The following is a 16,775-nucleotide window of genomic DNA, read 5'->3' as shown; positions in this document are numbered from 1 at the left end:
AATCCAACAAAATGTATTAATACAAGATCTGGTGCAGCTCATTTATTTATGGGATCAATTTATGATTGAAAGAATTTTTGCCCGCTGGCTGAGGAAAAAAATTGCTGATCGACAGATACAAAATTATTCAACTAGCAATACCAGTTTCTATAACTTATTCATATCATGGTTGCTTGGTGCATGGTTTTGTTTAGGTCTTCTTATAAGCTATATAACCTACGAATACGGGATGGATTCATCCCAATGTGATTTATGCAATCGAATAGTTGAAATCTTTCCTACCATAGACGTTGCGGCTAAAAAATCCGATTTTCCGAATGTAATGAGAATTATCTGGTTGTATATGACCATCACCACACCGCCTGTTGCGCTGGCATTAATCGTAACGTCACCATTTATACCTTACGACCAAGATCCTAAAACTTCTTTTAAGAAATTAGTTATGAGTTGGTTGTTTTGTGCGTCAATATTATTGATAGCTTATGTCTTCATATTTGTATGGGGTGGGCCTGTATCCGCTAATTCAAAAACCAAAACGGCAAGAATTTTTATGCATACAATATATGGTGGATATTTCTTTAGTTTTTCTGCCTTTGCTATGCCTCCATTAAGCTTATGGATTTTAATTTATCAACACATTAATTTTTTCTCCAATAAATAAGAGGTTTCCATGGAAAATGATCAAAGTTTATTTACGGAATATGCACTAAACGCTGCAGGCTTTATTGCTAAAGACCTTGAAGAGTTTGGATCGCAGCTAGTTACGCGAAACTTAACCGAATATGAAAAAATAGAAGCGACAATAGTCCGATTGACCGATCAAATCGAACGTAATCAGGCTTTGGCACAGGCGTATTTACAGAAGGCCGTGACTGAAATAGGACAAGACAGCAAAGCCGCTAAAATGCTGACTGAGACTGCATTGCAGCAAACACAAGTCGTCAATTGGCTAAAAGGACTCAGTCAAGACGCGATTCAAACAGCTTCGACGCTTGAAACAAGCCTAATAGATGGTAAGACTTTAAAAATTATTGGAGAAGCAGGCGGGGCATTTTTAGATGCTACGCAAATTATCGTCAAACTAGCGCAAGGCGATAATACCGGTGTGATCGATGATGCTGCCGGAATGCTTGGAGGGATGATTTTGGGAGCGGTTGCTATTGCAATAATTCCTGCTGCCGCGCCTGCTGGCGTCATCGCTGGTGTGGTTGCTCTTGCGACAGGCTTTGGATCTTATGTTGGTAGTTCTTTGTCAGAACAATTCGAATGGGGAGCAAAACTCATCGATTTCGTATCAAGAAACCTTATAAATCCAATGGATGGACTCAGTAATTTAGGCAAGTTTATTATAAATGATGCCGCTGCCGATGAGTTCACCGCCGCCACCACCGTCCAACCTCGCCGCGATCCTTTAACGTTAGATTTGGACGGCGATGGCCTGGAAACCACCGGCATCGACACCGCCAACCCCGTTTACTTCGACCACGACGCCGACGGAATAAAAACCTCCACCGGCTGGGTGGGTGCGAATGATGGATTTCTGGTATTAGACAAAAATGGCAACGGTACCATAGATAACGGCCGCGAATTATTCGGCGACGCCTATTTAAAAAGTAATGGGCAACTGGCCTCCGACGGATTTGATGCGCTAAGCGATCTGGATAGCAACGCCGACGGTGTGGTCGACGCTAATGATGCCCGCTTTGCCGACTTGCGCGTTTGGCGGGATTTGAATCAAGACGGTGTCAGTCAAGGCAACGAGTTGTTTTCGCTAAGCGGCTTGGGCATAGCGGCTGTTAATGTTCAAAGCACTGAGCACAATCAAACCTTAGCCAATGGAAACCAAGTAGCCGATCTTGGCACCTTCGTTAAAACCGATGGCAGCAGCGGAACTCTGGGCGAGGTCAGTGGCAACTTGGGAGATGTCAACCTCATACAGGATACTTTCCACCGCGAATTCACCGATAAGTTAGATACTAGTTCGGTGTCTTATCTGCCGGATATGCAAGGTAGCGGCGCGGTGCGGGATCTGCGTGAAGCAGCAACCCTGTCGCCGCAACTAAAACAGTTGTTGACGGATTTCACGACGGCGGATCGCTCTGGACAATTGGAGTTATTGCCTAAGATCATCAAAGCCTGGGCCGATACCGGCACATTGCTAACGACATTTAACGGTTATTCGCCTTATGCAACTGGACCAATGTATTCAGGATCCGGAGGTGGCTCGGCCCCACCGCCTACGACGTACACGGGAATGTATTCAGCTAGTACGCAAATTACAGTCCAGGGAGCCGGTGTCGTCGGTTCTAGTGATTTTAAAGGTTGGGTTAATAAACTCGATATTCTAGAAACTTTTAACGGCCGTACATTTCGCCCCGTCGCTGACGACGGTACGACGGTGCATGTTGTGCTCGCGCCCGGTGCTCTGGATTTGCTCAATCAAGCTTATTCAGAACTGAGCGATTCTGTATACATTGCGCTTATTGCGCAAACCCGACTGAAGCCATATTTAGAAAAGATAACGTTACACATTGATGAAAACGGTATAGGTCTGAATTTTTCGGCTATGAATGCCTTATTCAAATCATATATTGCATCCGAGCCAAGTAAAGTCGCTGGTGATTTATTGGAGCTACAAAAATATTTTGGCAAAGACTTCAATCCTGTTGGATGGGATGGCGCTCAATTGCTAATAGACTTGGAAAGTGATTTTCCTAGCGATTTTGATTTGATCGGCTTAATGACGGACCTGGGATTTCGGATTGGCACTATCGAAAACGATTTGTTAATTGGGTTAAGTGCTCAGGATGAATTGCATGGAGGTAACGGTAATGACAAGCTTCGCGGAGCTGCTGGCGATGACATCTTATACGGAGACGATGGCGACGATGAATTACGGGGGGACGACGGCGACGATACCCTAATCGATACCGCCGGTTGGAATACGCTCTATGGTGGCGCCGGCAACGACAGCATCACCGGCCAGGGTGTACTGGTCGGCGGCACCGGGGACGACGTGCTGACCGGCAGCGGCGGTAGTTATGCCACGTGGTCAGGCCAAACCTATCAATTTAATGTGGGCGACGGCAAAGACACCCTCATCGAATACGGCAGCAACGACGCATACTTCGTAGCCAATTACGGCAACAAAGACGTTCTGCAATTCGGCGCCGGCATCCATCCGGCGGACGTGGCGCGGATTCGGGTGGGTAACGACCTGGTGTTCAAACTCAACGACGCCGACCAGGTCACCGTGAAGGATTGGTTCGTCAGCAGCGACCGTTACATCGAAGAAATCCAATTTGCCGACGGCAGCAAATGGACGGTCGCGACCTTGCAAAGCCTGCCGACCATCCTGAACGGCGGCGACGGCAACGACAGTTTGACCGGCTGGGCCGGCGTAGACACCATCAGCGGCGGCTTGGGTAACGATAGCCTTAAAGGAGGTGATGGCAACGACACCCTGAACGGTAACGACGGCGACGACACGCTGAACGACACTTCCGGTTGGAATACCTTCTACGGCGGCGCCGGCAACGACAGCATCACCGGCCAGGGTGTACTGGTCGGCGGCACCGGGGACGACGTGCTGACCGGCAGCGGCGGTAGTTATGCCACGTGGTCAGGCCAAACCTATCAATTTAATGTGGGCGACGGCAAAGACACCCTCATCGAATACGGCAGCAACGACGCATACTTCGTAGCCAATTACGGCAACAAAGACGTTCTGCAATTCGGCGCCGGCATCCATCCGGCGGACGTGGCGCGGATTCGGGTGGGTAACGACCTGGTGTTCAAACTCAACGACGCCGACCAAGTCACGGTGAAGGATTGGTTCGTCAGCAGCGACCGTTACATCGAAGAAATCCAATTTGCCGACGGCAGCAAATGGACGGTTGCGACCTTGCAAAGCCTGTCGACCATCCTGAACGGCGGCGACGGCAACGACAGTTTGACCGGCTGGGTCGGCGTAGACACCATCAGCGGCGGCTTGGGTAACGATAGCCTCAAAGGAGGTGATGGCAACGACACCCTGAACGGCAACGACGGCGACGACACGCTGAACGACACTTCCGGTTGGAATACCTTCTACGGCGGCGCCGGCAACGACAGCATCACCGGCCAGGGCGTCCTGGTCGGCGGCACCGGGGACGACGTGCTGACCGGCAGCGGCGGTAGTTATGCCACGTGGTCAGGCCAAACCTATCAATTTAATGTGGGCGACGGCAAAGACACCCTCATCGAATACGGCAGCAACGACGCATACTTCGTAGCCAATTACGGCAACAAAGACGTTCTGCAATTCGGCGCCGGCATCCATCCGGCGGACGTGGCGCGGATTCGGGTGGGTAACGACCTGGTGTTCAAACTCAACGACGCCGACCAGGTCACCGTGAAGGATTGGTTCGTCAGCAGCGACCGTTACATCGAAGAAATCCAATTTGCCGACGGCAGCAAATGGACGGTTGCGACCTTGCAAAGCCTGTCGACGATCCTGAACGGCGGCGACGGCAACGACAGTTTGACCGGTTGGGCCGGCGTAGACACCATCAGCGGCGGCTTGGGTAACGATAGCCTCAAAGGAGGTGATGGCAACGACACCCTGAACGGTAACGACGGCGACGACACGCTGAACGACACTTCCGGTTGGAATACCTTCTACGGCGGCGCCGGCAACGACAGCATCACCGGCCAGGGTGTACTGGTCGGCGGCACCGGGGACGACGTGCTGACCGGCAGCGGCGGTAGTTATGCCACGTGGTCAGGCCAAACCTATCAATTTAATGTGGGCGACGGCAAAGACACACTCATCGAATACGGCAGCAACGACGCATACTTCGTAGCCAATTACGGCAACAAAGACGTTCTGCAATTCGGCGCCGGCATCCATCCGGCGGACGTGGCGCGGATTCGGGTGGGTAACGACCTGGTGTTCAAACTCAACGACGCCGACCAAGTCACGGTGAAGGATTGGTTCGTCAGCAGCGACCGTTACATCGAAGAAATCCAATTTGCCGACGGCAGCAAATGGACGGTCGCGACCTTGCAAAGCCTGCCGACCATCCTGAACGGCGGCGACGGCAACGACAGTTTGACCGGCTGGGCCGGCGTAGACACCATCAGCGGCGGCTTGGGTAACGATAGCCTTAAAGGAGGTGATGGCAACGACACCCTGAACGGTAACGACGGCGACGACACGCTGAACGACACTTCCGGTTGGAATACCTTCTACGGCGGCGCCGGCAACGACAGCATCACCGGCCAGGGTGTACTGGTCGGCGGCACCGGGGACGACGTGCTGACCGGCAGCGGCGGTAGTTATGCCACGTGGTCAGGCCAAACCTATCAATTTAATGTGGGCGACGGCAAAGACACCCTCATCGAATACGGCAGCAACGACGCATACTTCGTAGCCAATTACGGCAACAAAGACGTTCTGCAATTCGGCGCCGGCATCCATCCGGCGGACGTGGCGCGGATTCGGGTGGGTAACGACCTGGTGTTCAAACTCAACGACGCCGACCAAGTCACGGTGAAGGATTGGTTCGTCAGCAGCGACCGTTACATCGAAGAAATCCAATTTGCCGACGGCAGCAAATGGAGTCAAGCTACTATCCTTTCCGGCATTTTAAGCCAATTGAGCGGTACGGATGTCGGCGAGCATGTGCTCGGGACTTCCGCTAGCGAGTCAATCAGTGGGCTGGCTGGCGATGATTTCGTTTCCGGAATGGACGGAAACGATTTGATTGATGGAGGCCTTGGAAATGATCAGCTAATGGGTGGAAGCGGAAATGATCGAATCTTCGGCGGTTTAGGTGATGACACTATATCGGGTGAACTTGGCAACGATAGGCTTTTTGGCGGAGGTGGTTCCGACATTTTTGAGTTTTCAAGTTACGGGACCATTAATGCCGATATTATTGCCGACTTTTTACCATCGAACGACATTGTAGAGTTAGACCATACGCTTTTGAGTCAACTGAGTACGACAGGTGTGTTGTCGGATGACCTATTTTTCAAAGGAGACGGTGTCACTGCATCGGACGAAAACGACTTCGTTTTATACGATACCGCCACGGGTACTTTGTATTACGATGCAGACGGTAATGGCACTGAAGAAGCTCAAGAAATCGTCACGCTGGTCGGGGCGCCGTCTATTACGGCGGCCGATATTGTCGTGGTGTAAATAACTGCTGATGAACCGTAGCGGAACGCTGGGTTTTAGCCAATTGTTTCCGCTTTCGCGGTGAAGGCGTCACTGTTGTCGGAGTCAATGCCCCCGGATTATCCGGGGGCGCTTTATCAGTGAAACGCTCTTAACTTCAACGCTGGCCGCCAATGAACCGCGCTTTGCCGTCCAAGACTCATAGGCTGGATGCGACGTGAGGCGGCGTTATCCCTACAACTTGTCGTTACGGGACAGGAACAGCCGTTAAATTCAACTGTCGCGATAGCGACTTAAATGCCGACAGCGTTTTATAAATGGCATTCTTTCAATTTCGGGACGTCGTTTGTAACGGTATTGCCGGCGCTAGCTAATTTGCATTGCCGAGCATTCCCCCGTTTAACATCCCCAGCGCAAGGCGGCGGTGTTGACCGGCGCGTCCCAAAGTTGCCGCAATTCGTCGTCCAATAGCGTGACGGTGAGCGAACATCCGGCCATGTCCAGCGAGGTAGTGAAATTCCCGACTAGTGAACGCTGCACGTGCAAGCCGCGTCCGCTCAAAAATTGCCAGGCCAGTTCGTATAGCAAATGCAGTTCGACCAACGGCGTTCCGCCGAAACCGTTGACGTGCAGCAGGATGGATTGTCCGGCGCTGGGGGCGAGTTCGTCGATAATGTGGCCGGCGACTTGGGCGACGATTTCGGTTGCCGGCGCGATTTTACCGGTTTCCCGGCCGCGCTCGCCGTGAATGCCGACGCCGATTTCCATTTCGTCGTCCGCGATGGCGAACGTCGGATGGCCTAGCGCCGGCACGGTGCAGCTGGTGAGTGCGACGCCCATCGATGCGGTGTTTCCGACCACGCGTTCACCCAGCGCTTGGCAGGCGGCTAAATCCAGGCCGGCTTCGGCGCCGGCACCGACGATTTTTTCGATGATGGTGGTGCCGGCTACGCCACGCCTGCCGATGCTGTGGTTTTTCGGTAGGGAAATGTCGTCGTTGACCACTACCGTGGCGTTGGGACAATCCAGCATTTCGGCCGCCATTTCGAAATTCATCACGTCGCCGGCGTAGTTCTTGACGATGAACAGTACGCCTGCGCCGGTATTGACCATTTGAGCGGCAGCCAGCATTTGATCCGGGGTGGGCGAGGTGAAAATCTGACCGGGGCAGGCGGCGTCCAGCATGCCGTAGCCGACAAAACCGCTGTGCAAGGGTTCGTGGCCGGAGCCGCCGCCGGAAATCAAGGCAACCTTGCCGGGTTTGTTTTGTTTGCGGCACACATAGTTCGGTTCGGTATGTAAATCGACGATGTCGGCATGGGCTTTGGCGAAGCCGCGTAAGCTGGTGTCCAGCAGGGTCGCCGGGCTGTCGAGGAATTTTTTCATGCTTACCTCCGGTTTATAGTTGTTGTAAGGCAGTGGTGAGTTCTGTTTTCCAGAATTACGTAGCCGTAGAGTTTTAAACCTGTATGTTGGCGTTGGTATTGCCAACTGTCGAGGACGATTTGCACGGTTTCCGGGCGGGTAAACACGGCCAGCCATTCGACGACGGTGCAGGTCATGAAATGGGGTTTGTCGGCTTCTTCCCATGAGTTGCTTTATTCATAAGGACGCCGAGCGTCCGGAGCTGCGTCCCCACGCGGAGCGTGGGGACGATGATCTGTCCTGTCAGCTCGTAGCGTGCGGCGAGGTAAGGAACCGTACGGAACGCATGTCAACAATTCTGTCGGCGTCGGTCAACAAAAGCCGGCTGATGGTCGTGTTCGGGCTGAAGAAAATACGACAAAACGCCGTAGTCCTGGATTGGCCGCGAACGCTTGCTATCGGGTGGCTGCGGCTGGATCACGCCGGAGTTACTCGCGCTAACGTCATAATCCGGTCATATTGAATTAGCATAATCGCCGCATGTTTAGCCTGCGGTTGATTTCTGTCTCCGAGAAAGCTCGGCTTTCTCCCCGTTTTCGCAATCTTCAATGTGGGAGCGCGCCGCTGTCCGGTTTGTGCGCGCTGGGGATTTTGCTTTATTCGCTATGGCATTGGCCAAGCTTGAAGGCGCAAGAACCGGTTGCGGCGGTAACACCGTCCACGGACGAGCGGCCCGCCGCTCCGGATTACCGACGGATTGCGGCGTGGAATTTATTCGGCGGACAAAATGACGAGACGCCGGGCGCGGCGGAACAACCGGTGGAATCCGATTTGCAGCTCAAGTTGCTCGGCACCTTTGTGGTGTCCGCGCTAAGCGACAGGCGGTATGCCATTGTTCAACACAACGACGGTGCGCAACGGCGTTACCGGGTCGGCGACAGGCTGCCTGAAGATGTTGTATTGGAGCGGGTGGACGCAAAATGCATTGTGGTGCGCAACCGGCAACGTTTGGAGTCGTTAGCCTTTCCCGCGCCGGCTCCGGCCGCCGCGCCTTAACTTTTCGCCTTTCCCCCTATCATGAACAAAGCTCGCGTTTGGCTGGGAGTGCTCGCGCTGGTCGCATGGCAATGGGCCGTCGCGGAGCCGGGCGAATTTTCCCTGAATTTCAAAGACGTCGATATCAAGGCCTTAATCGAAACCGTGGCCGACGCGACCGGCAAGAATTTCGTGGTCGATCCCCGCGTAACCGGCAACATTACCGTGATGACTTCGACGCCGATGCGCGCCGCTCAGGTTTACGACGTGTTTTTGTCGATCTTGAAAGTGCACGGTTATGCGGCGGTCCCCAACGGCAATGTGATCAAAATCGTGCCGAGCGGTTCGGCAAAACAGGACGGTGAGCCGGGGGAATTGCAATCTGGGCCTAAGCGAGGCGACGAGCAGCAAACCCGCATCGTTCAGGTTCAGCACTTGGACGCCAATCTGTTGGTGCAGACCCTGCTGCCTTTGTTGCCGCAATATGCCTTTATGGCGGCGGTTCCGGAAAGCAATACCTTGGTGATTTCCGATACCGCCGCCAATGTGACGCGCTTGGAAGCCATGATTCGGCAAATCGACCGGCGCGATACGCACGGCATGGAAGTGATTGCGTTGCGCCATGCCGGTGCGGCGGATTTGGTGCAACCCATCAACAATTTGTTGGCGGCCGCCAATGCGGGTAAAACCACGGCCGGTGCGCCGCCATTGGCGGCCGACGAGCGCACCAACAGTTTGATCATCGGCGGGGATGCGGACACCCGACTGCAATTGCGGGCTTTGGTCGCCAGCTTGGACGTGCCGGTGGAAAAAGACGGCAATACCGAAGTGATTTATATGCGCTACGCCGTCGCCAAGGATTTGGTCGAGACGTTGACCAGTGTCGGCGGCGAGAAAACCGACAAAAACGCCGCCGTGCAAGTCAGCGCGAATACGCCCAAGAATTTGGACATTCGCGCCGACGAGGCTGCCAATGCCTTGATTATCACCGCGCCGCGCGACAAGATGCGCACGCTGAAAAGCGTGGTGCGGCAGCTGGACGTGCGTAGAGCCCAGGTGCACATCGAGGCCATCATCGCCGAAGTCAGCTACGACAAGAACCAGCAATTGGGGGTGGAGTGGCAAACCAAGGCCGACGGCGACGCGGTGGCGGCGTTTCGCAAAGGTAGCGACAATTCCCTGGATTTATCGCAATTCGTCAGCACTTTCGGCAAGGGCTTGAGCGTGGGCTATTTGGCCGGCAGCGAAATTAAGGCCTTGATCAACGCCTTTTCCACCGACAACGACGTCAACGTATTGTCGACTCCGTCCTTGGTGACTATGGACAACGAAGAAGCCAGCATCATCGTCGGCCAAAACATCCCGCTGAATACCGGCAGTTATACGACCAATACTTCCGGCGCCAGCAATCCGTTTACCACCGTACAGCGGCAAGACATCGGCATCAAGTTGCGCGTGCTGCCGCAGATCAATGAAGGCGACGCGGTCAAACTGAAAGTTACCCAGGAGGTTTCCAGCATAGTCGGCGACGATGCCCAGCGCTTCGACAAACGCCAGATCGAAACCTCGGTGCTGGTGGACGACGGTAAAGTGCTGGTGCTGGGGGGCTTGATCAAGGACGACGTCAATGAAGTGGTCGACAAAGTGCCGTTGCTGGGCGACATACCGGTGTTGGGTTATTTGTTTCAATCCACGACCACCAAGGTCAAAAAGACCAATTTGATGGTGTTTTTACGCCCGCAGATCATTCGCGCCAGCCACGAAGCGTTGGGCGTTACCCAAGACAAATATCGCGAGTTGCGCGAGAAGCAGCAGGAGTTCAATCGAGACGGTTTACTGCTGTTGCCCGACGAGCCGCAACCGTTGTTGCCACCCATGCCGGAATCGCCGCCGGCAAGTCAGTTGCAGGAGCCTTGATATGCAATCCGTCGAGTTGGCAGAAAATAGCCTCGGCATGCCGCGTTTGTTGGCCTACGGTTTTGCCAAACGCTACGGAGTGGTTGCTTTATACGCAGCCGATGCGATTTGGCAAGTGTTTCACCGGGCGGACACGCCGGTCAGCGCGCTGTTGGAAGTACGGCGCTGGATACCCTCGCCGGCCCGTTTCGCCGTGATTGCTGCGGCCGAGTTCGAACGATTGTTGCAGCAAACCTACGAGCATAAATCCGGTCAAACCCGGCGTATGGTCGACGATTTGCATGAGCAAATCGATTTGTCCGACGTAGCCCAGCATTTGCCCAGGCCGGAGGATTTGCTGGAAAGCGACGACGAAGCTCCCATCATCCGTTTGATCAATGCCTTGCTGGCCGAGGCGATCCGGGAAAATGCCTCGGACATCCACATCGAGACTTACGAGTCGCGCATGGTGGTCAGGTTTAGGGTGGACGGCGTATTGCGCGAAATCATCCAGCCGCAACGCGAATTCGCACCGATGGTGATTTCGCGCCTGAAAGTCATGGCCAAGCTGGACATCGCCGAAAAACGCTTGCCGCAGGACGGGCGCATCTCCCTGCAGATCGGCGGGCGCAACGTGGACGTGCGGGTGTCGACCTTGCCGTCCGGACACGGCGAGCGGGTGGTGTTGCGCTTGTTGGACAAACAGGCCAATCAACTGGATTTGGCGCAAATCGGCATGGCGGAGTCGGAATTGGCCGGCATCCGGGCCATGATAGCCCGGCCGCACGGCATCGTGTTGGTGACCGGACCGACCGGTTCGGGCAAGACCACCAGCCTGTACGCCATCGTCAACCGGCTCAACCAGCGCAGCCGCAACATCCTGACGGTGGAAGACCCTATCGAATATTATCTGGACGGTATCGGCCAAACCCAAGTCAACGCCAAAGTGGATATGACCTTCGCCAAGGGCTTGCGGGCCATCTTGCGCCAAGATCCGGACGTGGTGATGGTCGGCGAAATCCGCGACCGCGAGACTGCCGAGATTGCGGTGCAAGCCAGTTTGACCGGGCACTTGGTATTGTCCACCCTGCACACCAACACTGCGGTCGGCGCGATTACCCGGTTGCGCGACATGGGCGTGGAGCCGTTTTTATTGGCATCCAGTCTGGTCGGCGTGATAGCCCAACGCTTGGTGCGTTTGCTGTGCCCGCATTGCAAGCAACCGGTTGGCGTCTTGGGCGAGGATTTGCGCAAGCTGGGTTATGACGGCGCGGCGCACCGGACCGTGCAGGTGTTCGAGCCCAAGGGTTGCCAACGCTGTTTCGATCACGGTTATAAAGGCCGGGCCGGCATTTTCGAAATTGTTCCTGTCGATGCCGCGATGGCCAAGTTGATTCACGACGGCGCCGCCGATTCGGCCTTGGAGCGCCACGCCCGCACGCTGGCGCCCAGCATACAGCAGAGCGCCTTGCACAAAGTGTTGAGCGGCGCGACCAGCATGGACGAGGCATTGCGCATGACCTTGAAAGAATAAACCGTGCCGGCTTTCGAATACAAAGCCATAGACGGAGGCGGGCGGCAAACCAAAGGCACCTTGGAAAGCGATAGTGCTAAAACCGCGCGCCAGCAGCTAAAGGCCCAAGGCTTGGTCCTGCTGGACATCAAGCCGTTACAGAAAGCCGAAGCCGTCGGCAAAATTGCTTTGTGGCAACAGCGCATCGGCATGCGCGCATTGGGACACATCACTCGGCAACTGGCGGCATTGCTGAAATCCGGCTTGGCCATCGACGAAGCCTTGACCATCGTGGCGCGGCAGTTGGAAGCGGCCGCTACCCGGCGCATCGTATTGGCGGTGCGTAGTCGGGTGTTGGAAGGGCAAAGTCTGGCGCAAGCCTGCGCCGGCTTTCCCAGTTCCTTTCCCCCCTTGTACCGCGCCACCATAGAAGCCGGTGAGTCTTCCGGTAAATTGGCGCAGGTGCTGGAGAAATTGGCTGATTATCTAAGCGACAAAGGTCAGTTGCACCGCAAGTTGCAGATGGCCTTGATTTATCCCGTGCTGTTGAGCTTGGTGTCTTTATTGGTGGTGATAGGCTTGTTGGCTTACGTGGTGCCGGAAATAACCGGGGTGTTCGACAAAATGGGGCAACAATTGCCGGGCATTACCCAAGGCTTGATCGCCTGCAGCGACTTTTTCAAAGCTTACGGTTTGTTTTTAGTGCTGGCTACGTTGGTTGGCGTGGGATTGGGGCAATGGATCTTGCGCCGTGACGGGCCGCGTTTGCGTTTTCACCGTTGGCTGTTGCGCCTGCCGTTGATCGGCAAATTTTCCCGCGGCATCAACAATGCTCGCTTTACCCGAACCTTGGCGATTTTGACCAATAGCGGGGTGGAATTGTTGGTGGCCTTGAAAATTGCCGGGCAAGTATTGGCCAACGATGCGATGCGGCAAGCCGTCGAAAACGCGGCGCTAAGAGTTAGGGAAGGGCAGACGCTGAACAAGGCGCTGGAGATCAGCCGTATGTTTCCGCCGGTCACTATTCATCTGGTGGCCAGCGGGGAGGCCAGCGGTCAACTGCCGCGCATGCTGGAAAGTGCGGCGGACGATCAGGAGCGGGATATTGAAGCCTTGACCGAATTGACTCTAGGCTTGTTCGAACCGGCCTTGATTTTGACCATGGGTCTGGTCGTGCTGACCATCGTGTTGGCCATTTTGTTGCCGATCTTCGAAATGAATCAGCTGATACGCTGATTTTAGGGGGGTATTGGCGCCTGACTGACCGTCGGACGCCAAGGTCTTATAGTCAGCGTTAAGACGCGGTGACGGCGGCTACTTTTCTGGACAATTCCGCCGACACCAAGGCTTCGTGATGGCGCCTCAAGATGGAATCGGTCGGACGCGGCGGCAAGGCGGCTTCGACTTCGTGGCGCAGCAAGGACAGCACGTGGCGTCTCAGCACCGCATCTTCCGGAATCGCAGTGACATTAGCGGCATGCGAACGGTCTTGCAGACTATGGCAAACGCTGTCCGCCAACGGGTGACCCTCGATGCGGCAGGCGCACATGGTCAACAACAAGCCGTAAATCAAGAAGAATAATGCGATGAGCGATAAGATTACGATCATAAATACTCCGGGCTTTACGCCGAATATGATGAATAAACTAACTATTCGCGAAGGCGTCCGCTAAGAAGCCGTTCGCAGCGAAAGCCTACGGAAAATCCGGCGCCGGAACCGGCGCGGTTGTCGACTCGTCTGTCGGAATGGTTTTTGGCCAAGCAATAGAAGAACAATGGACGATCGAACAATTAACCGTAGGCGAACCCAACGATTTACGACGCCATTGTCGAAGAAGGGAAATTAAAGTGCACCGTTGCAACCGCAATTATAAGCATGAATCAAGCCAGCTTTTTCAATATGAAGTCAAAGCCGGAGGGAAGCGAGCTTTCAGGGAAACGGCCGCAGGTAAGCAGGCAGGGTTGTAATGAGTTATGGTTTATATTGGTGCGTACTTTGGTGCAAATAGACTGTTTTGGTGCGTATTCTGAAAAAATCAATCGGCTGTACGTGGCGAGTCTGACGAAGCGTGAGTGAATTTGATTCGCTTATTAATCCGGCCCTGTTTATCACTGGTATTCCGTTCGCGCTGAGCTGGTCGAAGCCCAGGTTGCTGTGCCCTTCGACAGGCTCAGGGCGACCGGTAATTTAAGGGCCGGGTCCGGCAACCGTCATTCCCTTTCGGCGCGGATGTCGCTCCCACAGAAAAACTTTTATTTGCTGGGGTGATGCCGCTTTTTCATGAGCATTAGGTGAACGATTGGACAAACGCCGAAATGCCCAGGGTCAATCAATGCGGTTGCGCTGCGAAGTTAGCTCAAACCAAGCCGGCCCGTTGCCGGATCTCGCTAAGATTTTGTTCGATCAATAATGTGCCGTTTTTATATACCGTGCGCAGCAGATTGGTTCTATCGCCTAGCGCCGATTCCGTCACGGTGTGCAAGCGGCCGGATTCGGCGCGGATCAGCGCCAGACGGCCGCGTTTGGACTGTTTGCCGGGGTCGGTAACCGGATCTTTGTATACGTCATGCCAGGTATCGTCTATGCAGATGGCCGACGCTTTCATGGCAAATTTCAACGTGTCTCTATCCAGCTTTTGCAACAAGCCGGCGCCCATGCCGAAGGCCACGTTGTCGGCGCTGTAACCGGCTTGTTTCAGGGCGTGCAAAATTCTTTCTATGCTGCGAATATCGACGCCGTCGCCTTGGATCACGCGCACCGCCGGGTGCAGCAAGCGGTATCCGTTGACCGTTTCAGCGCCGAAATGGTGATCCAAGCGTTGCACGGTTTGCAATACCACCTCGACCGGGTCGCCGGAATCCGGGCGCACCACCAGCCGGCCGCCGGATTCGACGATCTGCCGTTTAAACCGGGTACCCCAACATTCCAAAGCGTGCCACAAATCGTACGAATCGCTGACCACCGCGACGGTTTTGTCCGGGGCTAGAAACCGGTCCAACATGTTTTGATAAGCGTCGGCTTCCCGCTCCCGTCCCCAGGCGGTAATGGTGGAATGTTCTGCCGCCGGAATCGAAAAGGCCGGCATCTCGTCGACGCCGTAGTAACGCTTGGCCGCCAGCACGGCGGCAAGGGTGTCGGTACCTTTGAAGTTGACCAAGTGCGCCAAGCCGGCGATGGCGGCCGATTCGAACGACGACACGCCGCGCGCGCCGAAATCGTGCAATTTGTAATCCAGTCCCGACAAATCGGCGCCGGTTTCCCGCAGGTACCGGGCGATCAATTGTTTGCAGGCATAGGAACGGCTGGCTACCGTCGTGCCGTACCAGGCGGCACGCAGCAACATGGTTTCTAAATAACTGGTCAGCCAGAAGCAAGCCGGGTCGGTATTGACGATTTGCATCATCACTTGGCCGGGTTCGGTGAGCATGCCTTCGGGTATTGCCTGAATTTCCAGCGGCAAATAGCCTTGGTGCCGCTCGACGATATGCCGCCAGCCGGTCCGGTTGAACGGCAGGCCGTGCTCGGTTAAAACCGTCTCGGCTTGGTCGACCATGGCAGGCGTAACGGGATTCAACAAATAGTCCTTGATGAACATTTGCAAACCGAAAAACACGATTTGCGGATAGTCGCCGCCGCGCGATTCCACATACGACGACACATAGCGGGTACCGGGCGGGTATTGCAGATAGTGGCTGGATTTGTAGCTGTCGGTGTTGAGTATCAGGTTGTCGGCTAGGCTGTGCATGTGCAGGCTTGGAAACAGGAAATCGTGATGGGGGATGCTGAGTTGCGATTTTAACAGCAGTTGTCGCGACAGCCTGACGCTACCTCGGCGCTATGCCCTGTGCGACCCAGGGAAACCGCGCTTGCCGGTGTCGGTGCGGCTTGCATGGAGCCGATTTAAATCCATGTGTTGGCTGTCAACCGGCGATTGCCTAGTTGTTCGGCCCAGCCGCGAAAGCGGGTTTTGGCGGAGCGCTTGAGTTAAAAGATAGCGGGATGGCAAGCACTACAGCAACCCGGTCAGGTCAGACTCCAGCTCTTCGTATGCGCCGAAGCGGCTGGCGTGCACCATGCCGCCGCGCGCTATCAGCACGTACGACGGCGTGCCTTGTAAGCCATAACGGTCGAAGGTTTCCGGGCGATAGGGCCGATGCGCCCAATAAGCGCGCAAACGGTTGCGCAGGATTTCCCGCTCGAGTTCGGATGGGGCGGCGAAACCGTGCAAGCGGTTTATTTCCGCCTCCAGGTTGCCGCCCGCGCGCGGGGTCAATTTATCCATCGCTACCGGAAACGTCAGTGAGTGAGGCCAAATACCGTTTTGCAGTAAACCGTAGCGACTCAGAATTTTCTCGGTTTCGCCGATGACCCGGCCTTCTTGCAACAGCTTGCGCAGATTGTCGGGCGTGTTTTTATCGAAGTCCTCGAACGCGGTCGCCAGACCCAACACCCTCAAGCCCCGCTTGTGGTAAGACTGGTGCAAACTTTCCATTTTAGGCAGGCAGTGCAGAAAGCAGCCGGGGCAATTGACTTGAAACACCGCGAGCAAAACCACGTTACCGGTTAGTTCGCTCAGCGCCAGCGGCCCGTCTTGCAACCACTCGGCGATTTCCAGCGGCGGCGCAACCCGGCCTATCAATGCCTCAGACATAGCATGTTTCTCCGTTTTTCATACCTCCGACATTCGACAAAACGCGTATTGAACCACTGCGCCGAGCTACGCTGACGAAGCGGGGCTTAACGCTAAGCACAACTCGCGTAGCGAAGACGGGTTAAGGTGTTGGTTAAAGCGCATTAGT

12 protein-coding genes are annotated in these 16,775 nt (G+C 54.9%); 8 read left to right on the top strand and 4 right to left on the bottom strand.

The features are described from left to right. The first annotated feature begins 61 nt into the window (after positions 1-61). Positions 62-661 (top strand): hypothetical protein, encoded by a 600-nt coding sequence (locus AB0A83_RS13500; RefSeq protein WP_150049246.1) that lies wholly within the window; start codon positions 62-64, stop codon positions 659-661. Between the two features lie 654 nt (positions 662-1,315). Next, complete coding sequence (locus AB0A83_RS13495; RefSeq protein ID WP_367154453.1) at positions 1,316-6,187, top strand: calcium-binding protein; 4,872 nt, start codon at positions 1,316-1,318, stop codon at positions 6,185-6,187. A gap of 378 nt (positions 6,188-6,565) precedes the next feature. Here the strand turns inward: AB0A83_RS13495 and dhaK are convergent, their stop codons facing one another. Beyond that, complete coding sequence (gene dhaK, locus AB0A83_RS13490) at positions 6,566-7,552, bottom strand: dihydroxyacetone kinase subunit DhaK (protein ID WP_150048553.1); 987 nt, start codon at positions 7,550-7,552, stop codon at positions 6,566-6,568. An 83-nt stretch (positions 7,553-7,635) separates the two neighbouring features. On the opposite strand from dhaK, the gene AB0A83_RS13485 reads away from it, so the two are divergent. From AB0A83_RS13485 to gspF, 5 genes are all read left to right on the top strand, one after another. Continuing rightward, on the top strand, positions 7,636-7,758 hold the full coding sequence (locus tag AB0A83_RS13485) for a hypothetical protein (protein WP_367154451.1): 123 nt from the start codon (positions 7,636-7,638) through the stop codon (positions 7,756-7,758). Positions 7,759-8,071: 313 nt separating this feature from the next. Next, complete coding sequence (locus AB0A83_RS13480) at positions 8,072-8,587, top strand: type II secretion system protein N (protein WP_367154449.1); 516 nt, start codon at positions 8,072-8,074, stop codon at positions 8,585-8,587. A gap of 21 nt (positions 8,588-8,608) precedes the next feature. Further along, on the top strand, positions 8,609-10,483 hold the full coding sequence (gspD, locus tag AB0A83_RS13475) for a type II secretion system secretin GspD (RefSeq protein WP_367154447.1): 1,875 nt from the start codon (positions 8,609-8,611) through the stop codon (positions 10,481-10,483). A gap of 1 nt (position 10,484) precedes the next feature. Further along, a complete protein-coding gene (gspE, locus tag AB0A83_RS13470) occupies positions 10,485-11,996 on the top strand; it encodes a type II secretion system ATPase GspE (RefSeq protein WP_367154446.1) in 1,512 nt (503 codons plus the stop codon). Positions 11,997-11,999: 3 nt separating this feature from the next. Next, entirely contained in the window at positions 12,000-13,211 is a 1,212-nt protein-coding gene (gene gspF, locus AB0A83_RS13465; RefSeq protein ID WP_150049232.1) for a type II secretion system inner membrane protein GspF, read from the top strand. A 58-nt stretch (positions 13,212-13,269) separates the two neighbouring features. Here the strand turns inward: gspF and AB0A83_RS13460 are convergent, their stop codons facing one another. Then, positions 13,270-13,584, bottom strand: a complete 315-nt coding sequence (locus AB0A83_RS13460; RefSeq protein ID WP_150049230.1) for a hypothetical protein — start codon at positions 13,582-13,584, stop codon at positions 13,270-13,272. 267 nt (positions 13,585-13,851) lie between these two features. On the opposite strand from AB0A83_RS13460, the gene AB0A83_RS13455 reads away from it, so the two are divergent. Further along, positions 13,852-14,052, top strand: coding sequence for a hypothetical protein (locus AB0A83_RS13455; protein ID WP_367154445.1), 201 nt, complete (start codon positions 13,852-13,854; stop codon positions 14,050-14,052). Positions 14,053-14,332: 280 nt separating this feature from the next. Here the strand turns inward: AB0A83_RS13455 and AB0A83_RS13450 are convergent, their stop codons facing one another. Continuing rightward, entirely contained in the window at positions 14,333-15,721 is a 1,389-nt protein-coding gene (locus AB0A83_RS13450) for a nicotinate phosphoribosyltransferase (RefSeq protein WP_150049226.1), read from the bottom strand. A 264-nt stretch (positions 15,722-15,985) separates the two neighbouring features. After that, on the bottom strand, positions 15,986-16,627 hold the full coding sequence (locus AB0A83_RS13445; protein ID WP_367154444.1) for a TlpA disulfide reductase family protein: 642 nt from the start codon (positions 16,625-16,627) through the stop codon (positions 15,986-15,988). Positions 16,628-16,775: the final 148 nt, after the last annotated feature.

The organism is Methylomonas sp. HYX-M1, from assembly GCF_040741385.1.
GTDB lineage: Bacteria > Pseudomonadota > Gammaproteobacteria > Methylococcales > Methylomonadaceae > Methylomonas > Methylomonas rhizoryzae.
Note: the sequence above shows the minus strand (reverse complement) of the source record. Positions and strands in the feature narration are given on the sequence as shown.

Excerpts from the sequence above, each read along its gene's own strand:
- gspE (WP_367154446.1), top strand. The coding sequence starts at position 10,485 with ATGCAATCCGTCGAGTTGGCAGAAAATAGCCTCGGCATGCCGCGTTTG.
- AB0A83_RS13450 (WP_150049226.1), bottom strand. The coding sequence starts at position 15,721 with ATGCACAGCCTAGCCGACAACCTGATACTCAACACCGACAGCTACAAA.
- AB0A83_RS13455 (WP_367154445.1), top strand. The coding sequence starts at position 13,852 with ATGAATCAAGCCAGCTTTTTCAATATGAAGTCAAAGCCGGAGGGAAGC.
- AB0A83_RS13485 (WP_367154451.1), top strand. The coding sequence starts at position 7,636 with ATGTTGGCGTTGGTATTGCCAACTGTCGAGGACGATTTGCACGGTTTC.
- AB0A83_RS13495 (WP_367154453.1), top strand. The coding sequence starts at position 1,316 with ATGGATGGACTCAGTAATTTAGGCAAGTTTATTATAAATGATGCCGCT.
- dhaK (WP_150048553.1), bottom strand. The coding sequence starts at position 7,552 with ATGAAAAAATTCCTCGACAGCCCGGCGACCCTGCTGGACACCAGCTTA.
- gspD (WP_367154447.1), top strand. The coding sequence starts at position 8,609 with ATGAACAAAGCTCGCGTTTGGCTGGGAGTGCTCGCGCTGGTCGCATGG.
- AB0A83_RS13460 (WP_150049230.1), bottom strand. The coding sequence starts at position 13,584 with ATGATCGTAATCTTATCGCTCATCGCATTATTCTTCTTGATTTACGGC.
- AB0A83_RS13500 (WP_150049246.1), top strand. The coding sequence starts at position 62 with ATGATTGAAAGAATTTTTGCCCGCTGGCTGAGGAAAAAAATTGCTGAT.
- AB0A83_RS13480 (WP_367154449.1), top strand. The coding sequence starts at position 8,072 with ATGTTTAGCCTGCGGTTGATTTCTGTCTCCGAGAAAGCTCGGCTTTCT.
- AB0A83_RS13445 (WP_367154444.1), bottom strand. The coding sequence starts at position 16,627 with ATGTCTGAGGCATTGATAGGCCGGGTTGCGCCGCCGCTGGAAATCGCC.